10 protein-coding genes are annotated in these 17040 nt (G+C 32.8%); 2 read left to right on the plus strand and 8 right to left on the minus strand.

Annotation, left to right across the window (positions count from 1 at the left end):
• Window positions 1-160, plus strand: a 160-nt coding sequence (locus tag AC1DVP_RS20535; RefSeq protein WP_477185351.1) for an IS3 family transposase, incomplete at its 5' end; no start/stop codon positions are given.
• A gap of 129 nt (window positions 161-289) precedes the next feature.
• On the opposite strand, the gene AC1DVP_RS20540 is transcribed toward AC1DVP_RS20535, so the two are convergent.
• The 7 genes from AC1DVP_RS20540 to AC1DVP_RS20570 form a co-directional block, all read right to left on the minus strand.
• Complete coding sequence (locus tag AC1DVP_RS20540) at window positions 290-1132, minus strand: endonuclease/exonuclease/phosphatase family protein (RefSeq protein WP_477185334.1); 843 nt, start codon at window positions 1130-1132, stop codon at window positions 290-292.
• A gap of 223 nt (window positions 1133-1355) precedes the next feature.
• The gene (locus tag AC1DVP_RS20545) at window positions 1356-3623 is read right to left on the minus strand and encodes a glycoside hydrolase family 3 N-terminal domain-containing protein (protein ID WP_477185335.1); all 2268 of its coding nucleotides are present in this window, start codon (window positions 3621-3623) and stop codon (window positions 1356-1358) included.
• 40 nt (window positions 3624-3663) lie between these two features.
• The gene (locus AC1DVP_RS20550) at window positions 3664-5103 is read right to left on the minus strand and encodes a glycoside hydrolase family 30 protein (protein WP_477185336.1); all 1440 of its coding nucleotides are present in this window, start codon (window positions 5101-5103) and stop codon (window positions 3664-3666) included.
• Between the two features lie 323 nt (window positions 5104-5426).
• Entirely contained in the window at window positions 5427-6494 is a 1068-nt protein-coding gene (locus tag AC1DVP_RS20555) for a family 16 glycosylhydrolase (protein WP_477185337.1), read from the minus strand.
• Between the two features lie 220 nt (window positions 6495-6714).
• Window positions 6715-7500: a hypothetical protein gene (locus AC1DVP_RS20560; RefSeq protein WP_477185338.1), complete on the minus strand. Its 786-nt coding sequence runs from the start codon at window positions 7498-7500 to the stop codon at window positions 6715-6717.
• 27 nt (window positions 7501-7527) lie between these two features.
• Window positions 7528-9237 carry a RagB/SusD family nutrient uptake outer membrane protein gene (locus AC1DVP_RS20565; protein ID WP_477185339.1) on the minus strand — a complete coding sequence of 570 codons (1710 nt, stop codon included), beginning with the start codon at window positions 9235-9237 and terminating at the stop codon, window positions 7528-7530.
• A 17-nt stretch (window positions 9238-9254) separates the two neighbouring features.
• Window positions 9255-12473, minus strand: coding sequence for a SusC/RagA family TonB-linked outer membrane protein (locus tag AC1DVP_RS20570; protein ID WP_477185340.1), 3219 nt, complete (start codon window positions 12471-12473; stop codon window positions 9255-9257).
• Between the two features lie 313 nt (window positions 12474-12786).
• Between AC1DVP_RS20570 and AC1DVP_RS20575 the strand changes: the two genes are divergently transcribed.
• Window positions 12787-15681, plus strand: a complete 2895-nt coding sequence (locus AC1DVP_RS20575; RefSeq protein WP_477185341.1) for a helix-turn-helix and ligand-binding sensor domain-containing protein — start codon at window positions 12787-12789, stop codon at window positions 15679-15681.
• Window positions 15682-15710: 29 nt separating this feature from the next.
• On the opposite strand, the gene AC1DVP_RS20580 is transcribed toward AC1DVP_RS20575, so the two are convergent.
• Window positions 15711-16994, minus strand: a complete 1284-nt coding sequence (locus tag AC1DVP_RS20580; protein ID WP_477185342.1) for a UDP-N-acetylmuramoyl-tripeptide--D-alanyl-D-alanine ligase — start codon at window positions 16992-16994, stop codon at window positions 15711-15713.
• Window positions 16995-17040 lie beyond the last annotated feature (46 nt).

Raw genomic sequence — 17040 nt, forward strand, 5'->3', positions numbered from 1 at the left:
ATTAAAATCAGAACTTTTTTATCTGAAGAAATACAGTTCCATAAATCAATTAAAACGTGAGATAATTGAATATATAAAGTATTATAATAACGACAGAATCAAGCTAAATCTAAAAGGAATGAGCCCGATACAATATCGAGCTCATTATTATCAAATTTAATTATAAATTCGTCTAAACTTTTGGGTGCAGTCTACAAATGAAACAGCCTCTCAAATTAGTGCAGAAATTTTTAATGTTCACTATATAAGATACTTCGATATTTTGTTGTTTCTATCTAAAAAAACACCGTTATTTATAATTTATTTCGACAAAAACAGGGAAATGATCCGATGGGTATTTCAATTCTTTGGCATCCGATAAAACAGCATATTTATTAACTGTAACAGCTTTTCCTTTGGATAAAAAAATGTAATCTATCAAAAGTGAAGTTGCTTCATTGTATTTAAAACTATTAAAAGTTCCATAGGGACCAAAAGGTTTTTCTTTCGAAATAATTCTAGCATCATTCATTCTATTTTTCAGGGCAATTATCCGTTCCTCCTCGGGTTCTGAATTAAAATCACCCATTAAAATAACGGGATACTTTTTGCTGTTTAATTTTTCAATTCTCGACAAAATCAGTTCTAATCCTTTGGTTCTGGCTTGTTCTCCCATGTGATCCAAATGGGTATTAAAAACCCAAATCAGTTTATTGGTCTGCACATTTTTTAAAAGTGCATACGTACAAACTCTGTTGCAAGCAGCATCCCAGCCCATTGAAATGACATCCGGTGTTTCGGATAACCAGAAAGTATTGGATTCTAATACTTTAAATTTTTCTTTAGCATAAAAAATATTCGAAGATTCCCCTTTTCCAATTCCATCTCTTCCTATACCTACATAAGCGTATTGCGGAAGTGCAGCCGCGATATCCAATACCTGATTTGGTTTTGCTTCTTGAACCCCAAAAACATCCGGCGCATAAAACTGAAGCTGTCCATTTAAAAAATCTTTCCGATGCGTCCAGTCATTTTCTCCATCCGAAGCAATATCAAGACGGATATTATAAGTCATTATTTTTAAAGTTTGTGCATTCAAAAAATGACTCATCAAACCAAAACAAACAGCCAAAGCTATATTTTTTCCAAACATTTTCTCAATTATTAAAGATTTATTTTATCTAATAAATTTATGCAATTTATACATATAACCTCCCAAAATTGAAAAAAATAAGACCTAATTATCAATTAAATAACCCTAGCATAACATCTACTGAACGCTCAGGAAAATAACACATTTTTATATTGAAAATTATTGCTTAACCTTAAATTAAACGATAATTAATAGTTTCTCTGTTTTGAGATTTTCAGCTTTTTTATTTCAATAAAAAATCTTGATTCAAATCAGCAATTCGAACAGTGAATGTCCCTTTTTCCGAAACCCATTTCAAATCATTGTCTACAAACTGCAAATCTTTTTGATTTAAAGTAAACGTCACCGTTTTTGATTCATTTGGAGCTAAACTGATTTTTTGAAATCTTTTTAATGATTTAAATTCTGGCGTTATAGTTGCATAATTATCAGACAAGTATAACAAAACGGTTTCTTTGCCAGCTTTGCTTCCAGAGTTTGTAACAGTAACCGAAACATTTACATCATCAGAATTTGAAATTTCAGTTTTATCAATTTTTAAGTCTGAATATTTAAAAGCAGTATAAGACAACCCTGAACCGAATTCAAATTGTGGTGAATAGCTTTTTTCGTATTTGGCATCATCATTTTGTTCCCCTTCAGAAATGCTTTCGGTGTGTTTTCTATTATATTTTTCCAATGAATTAGGATATTTTGGATAATTATAAGGTAATTTTCCACTTGGATTTACATCACCATAAAGAATATCAACCAAGGCTCTTGCTCCCTCGTTTCCTGGCAAATAACATTGTAAAACAGCGTCCATTTGATCTGCAAAATCACTAATCAGTCTTGGTCTTCCTTCATTTAAAACCAAAACAATAGGCTTGTTCAATTTGGCCAAAGCCAATGCTAACTTAATTTGAGATTTACTCATGTACAAATCGCTGATATCTCCAGGCGTTTCAGTATAATTCTTTTCGCCCAGACACAACACAATTTTAGAAACATTTTTGGCTAAATCAACTGCTTTCTGAATTTCGGCATCATCTTCAGTTTCCAATTCAGCTCCTTTTGTGTACAATACATTTTCTTTGCCTAATTTATTTTGAAAGGCTTCCAAAATGGTAAATTTATCTGCCGCATACATGTCTGAATTCTCACCTTGCCAAGTGTAAGACCACCCTCCGTTTAAATATTTCATGCTATTTGCAGTTGCACCAGTAACTAGAACTTTTTCATTTTTGTCTAAAGGCAAAACACTCTTGTTATTTTTCAGCAATGTGATTGATTCAGCTGCTGTTTTATAAGCCTCTTCTATATGTTCAGGTGAACCAAATTTTGGGTAATCTTTTAAATCAGCAACTGTATTTTGGAACAGATTCAACTCAAGTTTCATTTTTAAAATACGGGAAACTGCATCATCAATACGCGACATTGGCACTTCTCCTTTTTGAACTAAATCTACCAAATAAGTATAAAATGAATAATCCTCTGGAACCATGCTCATATCAATTCCGGCCATGATAGCCATACGAACTGCTTCTCTCGGAGTTTGTGCGACTTTGTGACGAGTATGTAAATAAATAATATCTTTCCAATCGGTTACGACTACCCCCGTAAACCCTAATTCGTTTTTAAGAATATCAGTAATGATATGTTTGCTGGCATGCACAGGAGTCCCATTAATTTCTCCAGAACTTACCATTACACTTTTTGCCCCGGCTTTAATTGCTGCCTGATAAATGGTTAAATCATATTGTCTTAAAATACGTTCCGGAATAATACTTGGCGTTCTGTCTTTCCCAGTTGTTGTGCTTCCGTAGCCAATGTAATGTTTCATACAAGCGGCTACGCTATATTTTGAACCTACATTATTATCTCCTTCAAAACCATCAACCAATGCAACAGCCATTTGAGATGACAAATAAGCATCTTCTCCGAAAGATTCCCACATTCTTGACCAAGCTGGATTTCTAGGAAAATCCAAATCAGGCGAAAAAACCCAAGGAATGGAAGAAGCTCTGGTTTCATAAGCCGAAATTTGAGCTCCGCGTTTTACCAAATCAGTATTAAAAGTAGCTGCTAAACCAATTTGCTGTGGAAATAATGTTGCTCCTGCCGTATAACTTGCCCCATGAATGGCATCAATACCATATAAAATCGGAATTTTGAGTCTGCTTTTATTGGATTCATTAGATATAGCATTCATCGTTTCCTGCCATTTCTGCAAAGTTGGCGCTCCAGGATTAGGCACATTTAATATAGAGCCAATATGATGTGTCTGAATTCCATCTTTTAATTTTTCAAGATCAAAAACCCCTTTCTTATCTGATTTTTCAAATATGGTAACCGTAATTTGAGTCATTTGACCCACTTTTTCTTCTAATGTCATTTTTGAAATCAATTCAGAAACTTTAGAATTAATTTGAACCGATTGAGCATTTGATGTTTGAGACCATGATACGCTGTAAAAAGACAAAGCGCAGATAAACAAAACTTTCTTTTTCATTTTTATTACTTTTCAGAAGCTCTTAAAGCTTCTATTTTTATTAATATACCAATGTTTGAATTCCATGTGCTGGAATCTGTAATTTAGCTTTTGAATTATGCACATATAAACTATAATCAACAGAAGCATCAGTTGCATTCATGACAACTGTTACTATTTTCCCGTCTGTATTGATGAATGAAGTACTGGATAAAGTTGTTCTGCTTACTGCCGAACTTATTCTTTTTGCATTTGGTTTTATGAACTTCGAAAAATGGCCAATGTAATAGTATGAAGGAGTGTATATTAATTCTCCAGTAGTAGTGTCTGCATGTATTGGAGCAAAACAAAAGTTCCCAACATGATTGGGTCCGCCATGCTGATCTAATAAAATATTCCAATCCGTCCAAGCTGTTGTACCGTTATTAAAATCGTTAATCATTGCAATTCCATAGCGTTCTGCATTTGGCCAAAACTGGTATTTTGCAGCATCAAATTTTTCAATACAGCCTTCTGTAAACATTAAATTTTTATCGGGATAAGCTTCGTGAACTTTACCTACATTGTCAAGATTCTGTTCTGCTCCAGTCCAAGTTTCATACCAATGGAAACCTAATCCCCAAACATATTTTGAAGCTTCAGGATCAGAATAAATAACATTTGCTCTTTGAAACATTAAATCACGATTGTGATCCCAAATAATAATTTTTTTATCTCCTAAACCTTCTTTCTTTAATGTTGGTCCCAAATAATTTTTTATAAAATCTCTTTCAGCCTCAGCAGTATACAAACAAGATTCCCATGTCTGTGTTGCTAATGGCTCATTTTGGGTAGAAGTTCCCCAAATAGGAATACCCTCTTTTTCATAAGCCTTGATAAACTTGGCATAATAATTTGCCCATACTTGGTTGTATTCTGGCAATAGCACACCTCCTTTAAGCATATTATTTGTGCTTTTCATAAAGGCTGGCGGGCTCCAAGGAGCTATGTAAGTAAGTAATTTTCCTCCAGCGGTTGTGATAGCTCTTTTTATCATTGGAACACGGTACTTCCGATCTGGCTCGATAGAAAATGTTTTTAAATCTTTGTCCCCCTCTTTGATATAAGTATAACTCCCGCTTCCAAAATCAGAACTGTGGATACTTGTCCTCAATAATGTATAGCCAATTCCTTTATCCGAAGTATAATAAGCGTTCAAAATTTCTTGCTGTTTTTCTTTGGATAACTGCGCAAAAACTTCTGCACTTGCATCGGTAATTGCTCCGCCAATACCCATGAATTTTTGAAATTTAATACTAGGTTCCACCACGACAGAAATTTCTGTTTCAATAGGCTGAGATTTAGCTTCAAAAACTAAATTTGCAGTAGGAGATAAACGATTTTTTGTGTTTTCTGCAGTAGTATATACTTGAATTGTCTTACCAACACTAGTTTTATTTTGTTGCGAAAAACAATTAAATGCTAACAGCAAACAAAAAAATTTTAAACTATTTTTTTTCATTTTTCTTATGGTGTTTTTTAAAAATTTAAAAACCAAAAATCTCAAACTTTTTCATTTAAATACTAAAATGAATTTTCTCCACATATTGCGTTCGTATACAGAAATAATCCCCCACTAGCAATTCCAAATACTTGAAATGCTATTATTCTTCGAGCTTCGAAATGCTCACGCTATAGAATTGTGAAATAGGAATTTAGAACTGCAATAACAAACTGTTTTTTTGTTTTTAATGCTGATTTTTATTCTTCGCAAAGGTTTTTATTAACTAACCAAATAAAAACCTTTACTGAAGAACAAACACAAATTACTAACTTAACTAAACATTAATTATAAACCCTTACATAATCAATTTCAAAAGTTGAAGAAGTAAAATCAGGTGCAATTGTTCCGCCAAAATTGCCTCCAATTGCACAATTTATAATTATAAAAAAATCCTGATTGAATGGTGTTGCACTCGTATTAGGAAACTCTATAATCTTTTCATTATCTACATATATCTTAATAAAATCTGCTCTCCAATCCATTGAATAAATATGAAATTCAGTAGTAACATTTGCAATATTTTTAGATGCTGTAGTGCCATTAGCTCCAGAATGTCCAGGATAATGGAATGTCCCATGAATTTTATTTAACTGATTGTAAACATGTTCCATTACATCCATTTCTCCACAAGCTGGCCAACCTGCTGTACTTAAATTATTCCCCAACATCCAAAGTGCTGGCCAAGTACCTCCACCTATAGGAAGTTTAGCTTTAAATTCAATTTTTCCGTATTTAAATGAAAATTTATCTTTTGTTAAAAGTCTGGCAGAGGTATAGTTACTGCCTTGATAATTTTCTTTAATTGTCTTAATTTTTAAAACGCCATCTTTAACAATTACATTTTCTGGCCTATTGGTATAATACTCCTCTTCATTATTGCCCCAGCCCCCTGCTCCTAAATCATACCCCCAATAAGTACTATTTGGTGCACCGTCAACATTGAATTCATCAGACCAAATAATTTTTGGCGCAACATATAGAGTCATTGGAATTGTCTTACTGATTTCTTTATTTAAATTAAAAGCATATACGCGAATAGTATACGTTTGGGTTCCAGAACTTGAATAATTATAATTAAAGTTACCCTCACCCTCTTTCACAGTTTTTATTTCACCATTCCCAAAATCAATTTTATAAGATGTAGCATTATTTGCATTAATAGTAAAACTTACATTTCCGCTCCCGTCCCCATTTGGGTTTTCAGCTGTAATTCCTGCTATAGCTACAGTAACATTTAAATTTGAAGGTCCTGCTCCCATTAAATCCGTTGAGTCATCTGAATTTTTACTGCAAGAAAAACAGACCAAGCAATTTAATACCATCAATATAATTGTAATATTTTTTTTCATTGTAAAAAAGTAAGGAATCAAGATTTAGATTCTAATATGAAAATAAGATTTAAAGAACGTTAAAGTCTTATGGACTGATAATTAAAAATTAATTTGAGCTAAAAAACAGCTATCCATTTCTTTAAAGCATCATTTATTAAATAGTAGTATTTTAAAAAATTTAAAATCGAAAAAGGAAGCATTTTTTTATCTTCCTTTTTCGAAAATAAACTAATTCAAATTACTCTGGTCTGAATACAAATGTCCAGCCAGTACCGTAGGTTTCACTATTACTCAAATAGAGAACCATTTTATCTGTAGTAAGCGTTACAATAGTATATACACCATCTTTATTCCCCGCTGCGGATCCTAACATGGTTGTACCTTTAACAATCAGTTTTTTATTCGCCACATCCAAGACAAAACTACCTTTAACACCTGTCCCAGTTTTAGTTTCATAGTGAGTATAATTTGCGGCTCCAGCTAAATCAAAATGCATTTTCCCATTTGCATCACTAGGACCACAACAATCACCTGCATTCCACCAAACTGACATAGCTCCATCTGGACTGCCTGGAGGTGACATAAACCACCACAATGAACCACTGCCAGTATTATCAAAAACCCAAGTCTTCCCAGCGGCTGTGTTTGTACTAACCAAGTCATACCAATCCTGATCCAGTGCGTGATCCAGTTTATCTACCTGAACATTTATTGTTTTGGTAAAAAACTCTGCTCCTAAACTGCCTGTATAAGTGAAAGTAGCTTTTCCTGGAATAGGATAAATAAACTTTATTTTATTGGTTAGTGCTTTACCTAAATTATAATCCCAATATCCTGTAATACCAGGAGTTACCATGTCAATAGTAATTTCATTACCGCCTGGTGTACTTTGGGTTGCTACTAATTTAACCCCATCGACATTTGTCGAATTTTCTAAATGTTCTTCCTCTACAATTGGTTCGCAAGCTGAAAAAACTAGCATTAACGAAGCAATAATGAGATATGTTATTTTATTAATTTTCATAGTTATAATTATTTATCGTTATCAATTTTACCACCCTGGATTTTGATTATAAACGCCGCTGGACAATCTTACTTCTGTTTCTGGAATTGGCACTAATCCTTTAGTTTCCGGTCTGTACTTTAACGTATAAGTTCCATTACTTCCAGAATTTCGTACTGGAAAAGAACCACTAAAAGCTGTTTCAACATCACCCCAGCGCACTAAATCAAACCAATGCAAGCCTTCAAAAGCAAATTCGTGTAAACGCTCTTCTTTCAAAGCAGCCAGAGAATAACCAACTGCTCCTAATCCAGCTCTTCCTCTTACCGCATTTAAACCAGTAGCTGTACCTGTAATCTCAGAGTGCATTAACAATACATCAGCATAACGCATAAAAATAAAATCCTGAGCATGCATTAACTGCATATCTGCATTAGACCATGCATACATTTGAACAAACATTCCCTTAACATCTGTTGTGCCTGGAACAAAATGCTGTAGAGAAGTATACTTTTTGTTAAAAAACCCTGTTTCTTGATCACCCTTATCTGGGTTATATCCATCAGTACCTTGGTCTGCTTTACCTACTTGAAGAATAGAACCTAATTTTCTTGGATCTGCATCAGCCCACTCGTTAAAAATTTTTGGGTTAACCGTACACATTCCCCAACCTTCTCCAAAAGGTCTTAAAGAATTACCTCGTAATGAATTGAATAAAGCCAATCTATTAGTATACATTGGACCATTTGTCCAGCCCCAATCTCCAAATGAAAATCGCTGCACAAACATAGTTTCATAATTTCCAGTACCAAAAGTAGGATGAGAACCATCTTGTCCTATCCAGGATAAATTGTTTGTAGCTGCCCATGGCAACACAGTAGCTCCTGCGCTCTTGTTCACATAAGAATAAGGCCATATATTTCTAAAATCTGAAGCTAAAGCGTAACCGCTTTTACTAATACAATCGTTTAAGTAACCAGCAACATCGCTAGCTGTCAAACTTGTACCGCCTACTGTTGGTAAATCGTTAGTAGCCTTTTTTTCAATATTAGTCATATAACCAGTGTACATCAAAAAAACACGTGCTAAGTAAGCCTCTGCAACCCATTTATTCGCATGTCCGTACTCAGCAGTTGGAATGCTAGGAAATGGCTTTGCCGGTAACATTTGTATTGCTGCTTTTAAGTCAGTAGCAATTTGCGCAAACGTTTCTGTATAGGTAGCTCTTGCTGCATTTTTTGGGTCACTCACCTTAACAATCAAAGGAACACCTCCAAAAAATTTAGCCAATCTGAAATAGAAAAAGGCTCTCATAAAGGTAGCTTCTCCAATTGCATTTTGCTTAAACTCATCAGCTTCTGCTTTACTGGCAAAATATTTAGAAAAATCAGCAGTGGCAGTATTTTCAATAATAGCATTTGCTCTAGCTATACCGTTATAGGATTGTATCCACATATCACGATAAGTATCCTCGGTAGGGTCTTCAAAACTATCAGTCCATTTAGCCGCTTTATCATCAGGCCCCCCTCCTCCTAGCATCATATTATCCATAAGGTTAGCCGCAATACCCTCTTCACTTAAAGGAGCATTAATATAGATGGCATTATAAACACCAGACATTGCTTCAGTAATATCGGTTGGAGTTTTATAATAAGTCTCTAAGCTTTTCCCATAAATATTTTCTGTATCCAAGTAATCTGTACAACTAGTAGCAACAAAAATTGTTGAAACAGCTATAAAATATTTTAATTTTTTCATTTTCAAAGTTTTTTTAATTAAAAGTCAGCACTCATTCCAAACATTACCGTTCTTGCCTGTGGGTATAAACCGAGGTCAATTCCAGAAGCCCAGCCTGCATCATGTCCAAAACGAACCTCTGGATCCATTCCTTTATAATTAGTAAAAGTGTAAAGGTTATTAACAGCCATATACATTTTTAGATTAGAAATAAATTTAACATTAGACAATATTTCATTAAAATTATAACCAATTGTCAAATTGTTAATCCTCAAATAATCAGCATCATGCATATAAATATCCGAAATAAAATTGGTATTTCTGTTAGATACGGAACTCAATCTAGGCATTGTATTTGAAGTTCCTTCACCATGCCAGCGATTAAATATATCCGATGTATAATTTTGAGCAGGATTATCTGCAAATGATCTATAGGACTGCATCACTTGCATACCAAATTTCCCAGCTAAAGTTGAATTTAAATACACTCCTTTGTATTCAAAATTCAACTGCAAGCCTAATTCAAAATCAGGATTTGGCTTACCTAGATACGTTTTATCTTTTTCGTCAATAACTCCATCATTATTTAAATCGACAAATCGAACATCTCCTGGACGCTGATCATTAAAGTATGGTTTTCCATCAGGAGCTACATAAGCGTCAACCTCGTCTTGATTTTGTAAAATTCCAGCGGTTTTATAACCATAAAAATAACCTATAGGCTGTCCCACTTGTACTCTAGACACTTCAGATGTCCCTTGTGACAACACATTACTTGGTCCATGAATTATTCCGTCAGTATTAGCTATGCTAGTAACTGTATTTTTATTTTGAGCCCCGCTAAGAGTTATACCATATTTAAAATCTCCTATTTTATCATTCCAGCTAACCGAAATTTCAAACCCTTTATTTTCAATATTACCTCCATTAATATATGGAGCACCTGCACCAAACGTCCCTAAAATAGGAGCTACTACCAACCAATCCTTGGTCGTTTTCTTATACCAGTCAAAAGTCAATCCAAGTTTTGAATTAAAAAGTTGTGCATCTAATCCTAAATCCAATTGCTCTGAAGTTTCCCAAGTAACATCTGGATTAACAACTTTTTGAGGATATGATGTAGTCCCTGAAACCGGTTTAGTGTCTCCAAAGAAATAACCTGGAAATGCATATGCTATTTGAGATGAGTAAATAAAGTTATCTATCGATTGATTCCCGTTTTGTCCCCAACTGGCTCTAAGTTTTGCATAATCAAGAAAACTAGAAGTATTAGACATAAAATTTTCTTTGGTCAAAATCCATCCAGCTGATACTGATGGAAAATAGCCCCATCTGTTACCTGCTGCAAAATTAGAAGAACCATCAGCACGCATAGTTGCAGATAATAAATACTTCTCTTTATAATCATATTGCAATCTAGCCATAAAAGATTGTATTGCTCCACCGCCCGCAGCATAATCAGCTCCATAATTACTGATATCACCAACTGTTGCTGCACTCTTTGTATTGTTTATATAAGCATATTTTGGATCTCCAGGAAAAAGCAACCCATTTCTTGAACCTCCTACTTGATCATTTAAATCATTTCTAATTAATTCAGTCCCTATTAAAGCTGTAACATTGTGGTCGCCAATGCTCTTATTGTATGCAAGTGTATTGGTCCAAGTAGTGTTTGCACCCATATATTCGCCTTGTGAGGCACCATCAACATTATCATTGTATAATACTCCTAAATGATAGGTTGGATTCATTGATCTGCTGTGACCAAACCAAGATGTAATACCAAAAACTGATTTAAATTTCAAATCTTTAAGAGGCTCAATTTCCGCATACACATTTCCTGTAATACTATTCCCTTTTCCATAGTTATAATTATTACGGTAATGCATAACTGCCAAAGGATTAGTCTGACCTGTCGCCAATCCGTCTAATGTTGGAGAGAAACCAAACTCACTAATATTCTTATCTATAGAAGTTTGCCAATAAGCAGGCTGCAAAGGATTCTGTACTAATCCATTATGCAAATCGTTGTAATAAATGTTACCAGTAGCTACAGCTCTATTTTGTGTATTAGTATAAGTGAAATTTTCTCCCACAGTAATAATATTATGGCTACTATTTTTTTTCAAAATAATATCAGTATTCATTCTTGCTGTAAGCCTTTTATAACCTGCATCAATAATATTCCCTCCCAAGATTCCATCTTGATCATAATAAGAAATACCCATAGAGTAGGTAACATCCTGACTTCCTCCAGTAATATTTAAAGCATGACTAACAACAGGAGCGTCTTTCTTGGTCATTTCATTAATCCAATTGGTTCCTTCCCAACCACTTTGAAGCTTACCCCAAATTTCTTCACCATATTGTGTCCCAGTTCCTGGATAATTAGTATTTAGCCAAGCATTATTGGTAATAATACCATGCCAATCTTTTGGCGCTAAACCATCATTAACCATTCCTTCATCTATAATATACATATATTCTTGAGCATTCAATGGATCTAAATTCTTATATATGTTTTGAATACCAAAGAAATAATCATAACTAATCTTCGCTGGACGGTCTTTAACTCCTTTTACGGTAGTAACCAAAACAACTCCATTAGCCGCTCTAGAACCATAAATAGCTGCAGAAGCCGCATCTTTTAATACAGAAATAGAACCAATATCCGATGGGCTTAAATAATCAATATTATCTACAGATACACCATCAACAATATACAATGGATTAGAATTTCCTGCCGTTCCTAATCCACGGATTGTAACCTTAGTTCCTGCACCCGGAGCACCACTATTTCGTGTAACACTTACTCCTGGAGCAATCCCCTGAAGTGCTTCCATAGCCGAACCTGTTTTCAATGCGGCAATGTCTTTTCCTTTCAAGCTAAGACTTGCCCCAGTAGTTAACATCTTCTTTTGGGTTCCGTACCCAACCACAACAACTTCGTTCAAATTTTGCGATTCCGGATTCAATTGTGCCGTTATCTGTGTACGGCCGCTAATTTGCACATTTAGCGTCGAATACCCCACAAAACTGATTACCAAGACACCATTGGAAGGAGCCTTAATTTCAAATTTTCCATCAAAATCTGAGGAAGTAGCTGTTGTCGACCCCTTAATTAAAATAGTTGCTCCTGGGATAGGCATCCCTTTTTCATCATTTACTTTTCCAGTAATGGCTATGTCCTGCGCTTGCAGGACTACTGAGAAAAACAAAGCTGAAACACAAAAAATAAGTAATTTTGTTAATTTCATTTTTCTAAAAATTTTGGTTAATTAATTAGTAATTTGATGCAATAATAAGTTAAAAAAAATGAAATTAATAAAAAATAAACTTTACAAAAACCCATCAATAACAAAATTACAATACTACAAAAACCCATCATATTTTTTTTAAATAATTATAAATCAATAATTTAATATTAAAAAGCAATTGTTATTAATATGTTAATTAAAAAAATAACCCTACATTTACGCTAAATACAATTTTAGGTTTTTACAAAGAAGATCACAGACACTTCAACAAGAAGTATACAACATGAATTATACAAAATAATTAAAATGTTATATGAAATTTAACAAAAACATAATTTATACTTTATCATTAGCCTTTATTCTTTTGTCCCCAAAAACGTGTTATCCTCAAGTTAAAGAGCTAGGAATTCCAGATATTAAAAACTACAAGAGAAATGACTATAAAGGAGGAACTCAAAATTGGGATATCGATCAAGACAAAAAAGGAAATTTATATTTCGCAAATAATAATGGGCTGCTAAAATTTGATGGAACAAATTGGCATAAATATTCACTCCCTAATAACTTAGCTATACGAAGTTTGAAAATTGATGAATCTGGCAAAATATATATCGGAAGCAATAATGAATTTGGTTATTTCATAAGCAATGAAAAAGGTGATCTTATTTATCATTCATTATCTGATCTATTTAAAAAAAATAAAAAAAAATACAGCAACATCAATCTTATTTGGAAAATCCACTGCTACCAAGGTGAAGTAATTTTTCAATCATTTACAAAACTATTTTTCTTAAAAAAGAATAAACTGCGCCATTATGAATCTAAAAATAAATTCCAGTTTTCTTTCTTAGTCAACAACAAACTTTATTTTCAAGATAAAAAATTAGGGCTATTATATTACTCAAACGGTAAGTTCTCTCCTTTAAAAGGAACATCTGCAATGAATAATTCAGAAATATGGGCTATTTTTCCAAACTCAGATAACAAATTAATACTGGCAACTTTAGAAAACGGATTATTTATTTATGATAACAATTCCATAAAACCCTGGCAAACTGAAGCAAATGATTATATTAAGAAAAATTCATCATTGGGGGGCTGCATGATCAAAAACAAATTGTTGGTTTTTAATACTGTTATTAATGGAATTATAATTACTGATTTAAACGGAAAAATAATACAGCATTTAAACCGGCAAAAAGGACTTCAAAACAATACCATATTAAAGTCTTTTGAAGACAACAATAACAACCTATGGTTAGGACTAGACAACGGAATTACATTTATAACTGAAAATTCTCCTTTTACCTTTTTTGATTACAGTTACAACATGAGCACAGTTTATGCTTCTTTATTCTATAAAAACACATTATATGTTGCAACTAATCAGGGACTGTTTTATCACAAATGGCACGACATATTTCTTGACCAACCATTCAAAAGAGTCCAAGGCACAATTGCCCAAGCATGGAATATTCAGTTAATAAACAATCAGATACTTTGCGCCAGTAATAATGGAGCGCTGCTAATTGAAAACAATAAAGTTGCTAAGATACTTGATCATAAAGGCTATTTCGGTTTCTTGAGTATTCCAAATCATCCAAACAGCATTATTGGCCAGAGTTATAACGGCTTTTCAATATTCGAAAAAAAAGGCAATGGTCTCACATTTAAAAATTCAGTAGCTGGTTTTGAAGAAACAACAAACACTTTTGAGACATTAATAGATGAAAATTTTCTTTGGCTTAAGAAAAATTCAAATTTATATCAAATGAAGTTATCGGATGATTTAAAAAAATTCGAGCAAATTAAAATTCATTCTAAAATAAGCGAAAAACTTAAAGGAATTGGAAGTATTCAAAAACTTAAAGGGAAAATATATTTTCAAACAAAAAACCATTTTTATAGATATTCTGAAGAACAGGAAATCTTTTTTGAAGACAGTAAAATGTCCTTATTATTCAAAAACTTACCAACATTAAACACAGTAATTGAAGATAAATACGAGAATATATGGTACTGTTATAATGATATCCTTGGAGTCCTAGAGAAAAATAAAAATGGCAATTATATCAAAAAACAGACTCCATTTTCTAATCTATCAGGCAACTTAGTTAATGATTACATATCTATTAACACTGTAAATCCAAATAATGTTTTTATCGGACTCACAGAGGGTTTAGCACATTTTGACTTCACTATTACTAACAATTTCATTACAAAACCGAAAGTGTTTATCGAGACTTTTAGTTCGCCACAAGACACAATTACAGTAGGAAATTTAGCCAAAAGCCATGAAAATTACAATTTAGCTTATAATGCTAATCATGTTAAATTTACATTTTCATCACCCATTTATGAAAATTCTCAAAAAACAGCTTATTCCTATAAATTAGAACCTTTTGAGGATGACTGGACAAATTGGACTTCAAGCTCAATGAAAGAATATACCAATTTAAAAGAAGGCGACTATGTTATGAAAGTTAAAGTTAAAGATAGCTATGGAATCGAATCTGAACCAACCAAATTATCCTTTACAATTTCTCCTCCATGGTATCGGCATGCATTCGCCTATCTGTGCTATATCATACTAACTATAATAACAGTTAACATTGTTTATAATAGAATAAAACTAAAAATAAGAAAAAATAAACATTATGAAACCGTTGAACAGCGGAGACTTTATTTAGAAAAAGAATCCAAAATACGTCAAGGACAGCATGAATTAGAAAAAGAAATCGAAAAATTAAAAAATGACAACCTCCAAATTCAAATTCTTGCCAAAGACAAAGAACTCGTTATAAACTCGTTGCAAGTAGTTAAAAAAAATAAGGTTTTAAATGGAATCTTACAAAAAGTAAAAGAAATTGACATTAAGGTTTTAGATGAACCTACTAAATTTCAGGTTACTAAATTAAATAAAAGCATCATAAAGGAAGTTAATAACGATAAGAGCTGGAAAGATTTAGAAAAACACATCAAAAACGTTCATTTCGATTTCTTAAAAAGACTTAAAGAAAAATACCCAACGATATCACCAAGAGAATTAGATTTATCTACTTATTTATTAATGAATATGTCTACAAAAGAAATTGCAGAAATAATGAACATTTCTATAGGAGGGGTAGAATTAGCCAGATACCGGCTTAGAAAAAAACTAGGATTAAATAAAAAAGAAAATCTAATAGGATTCTTAATGAGTATTTAAAAAAAAAGCCAGCAAATGCTGGCTTTTTTTTAAATTAGCTCCAAAACACGTTCCAGAGCCATTCCTCTGGATCCTTTGATAAGAATCATATTATTATCAATTTTTTTGCTTTTAATAGCTTCAGAAAATTGTTCAAAATTTTCAAAGAAGAAAAAATTTGGCTTTGTTATTTTATTCTTGTAAAAATCTTTACCAATAAAAAAACAATCAATATCATCTTGATTTATTAACAGATCCAGCACTCCTTTATGTTCTGTCAAACTTTCGTTTCCCAATTCAAACATATCGCCTAAGAAAAGCGTTTTATTCATTTTATCTAAGAGTACAAAGTTTTCAATAGCCACTTTCATACTGCTGGGATTGGCATTATAGGCATCCAAAATGATTTCATTTGTTCCTTTAGTCATTAATTGTGACCTGTTATTTTCAGGAATATAACTTTCAAGAGCTTCTTTAATGGCATCCTCATGGACGCCAAAATAGTTCCCTATAGCAATTGCCGCATTTATATTATTTGCGTTATACAAGCCAATTAGATGAGAAGAAATTTGATTTTGAGAATAAGAAACAACCACAAAAGGATTCGCTTCAATATGATTAATATTTACATCCGCATTCTTTTTATTTACTCCAAAAGAATACAATTTAAAATCTTTTGTTTTTTCAACTTGAATAGGGTCATCAAAATTCACAAATGCTAATTTATTGTTTTTTGAAAGATACTGATACATTTCACTTTTCCCCTGAATAACACCTTCAACCCCTCCAAATCCTTCAAGATGCGCTTTCCCAAAATTAGTAATATACCCATAATCTGGCTGCGCAATTTCACAAAGAAACTCTATTTCCTTTTTATGATTGGCTCCCATTTCCACAATCCCAATCTCTGTTTGCTTATTAAAAGATAATAATGTTAACGGTACTCCAATATGATTATTTAAATTCCCTACGGTAGCTTTAGTTATAAATTTCTTAGAAAGAACAACGTTTATTAATTCCTTTGTAGTTGTTTTACCGTTACTGCCGGTAAGAGCAATTATATGTAATTTTAAATAATTTCTGTGAAACTTAGATAATTCCTGCAAAGCCGTTAGACAATTTTCAACCAAAATAGTTCTTTCGTCAATAAAATAGTCTTTGTTATCAATCAATACATACGAAGCTCCTTTATCCAAAGCTTCCTTAGCAAAAGTATTTGCATCAAAATTATCTCCTCTTATAGCAACAAAAAAGGAATTTGTACTGATTTTACGAGTATCAATTGAAACCGAACTGCATTTCAAAAACAAATTATGAATGTAATTAATATCCATTATAAATATAGTTTAAAAAATAAAAGCCCTAATGAAAGGGCTTTTA

It is taken from the genome of Flavobacterium sp. P3_A6, assembly GCF_056403035.1.

Bases quoted from the DNA above. Each gene is read 5' to 3' on its own strand.
- AC1DVP_RS20580 (WP_477185342.1), bottom strand. From the start codon at position 16,994: ATGGATATTAATTACATTCATAATTTGTTTTTGAAATGCAGTTCGGTT.
- AC1DVP_RS20545 (WP_477185335.1), bottom strand. From the start codon at position 3,623: ATGAAAAAGAAAGTTTTGTTTATCTGCGCTTTGTCTTTTTACAGCGTA.
- AC1DVP_RS20550 (WP_477185336.1), bottom strand. From the start codon at position 5,103: ATGAAAAAAAATAGTTTAAAATTTTTTTGTTTGCTGTTAGCATTTAAT.
- AC1DVP_RS20540 (WP_477185334.1), bottom strand. From the start codon at position 1,132: ATGTTTGGAAAAAATATAGCTTTGGCTGTTTGTTTTGGTTTGATGAGT.
- AC1DVP_RS20565 (WP_477185339.1), bottom strand. From the start codon at position 9,237: ATGAAAAAATTAAAATATTTTATAGCTGTTTCAACAATTTTTGTTGCT.
- AC1DVP_RS20575 (WP_477185341.1), top strand. From the start codon at position 12,787: ATGAAATTTAACAAAAACATAATTTATACTTTATCATTAGCCTTTATT.
- AC1DVP_RS20570 (WP_477185340.1), bottom strand. From the start codon at position 12,473: ATGAAATTAACAAAATTACTTATTTTTTGTGTTTCAGCTTTGTTTTTC.
- AC1DVP_RS20560 (WP_477185338.1), bottom strand. From the start codon at position 7,500: ATGAAAATTAATAAAATAACATATCTCATTATTGCTTCGTTAATGCTA.
- AC1DVP_RS20555 (WP_477185337.1), bottom strand. From the start codon at position 6,494: ATGAAAAAAAATATTACAATTATATTGATGGTATTAAATTGCTTGGTC.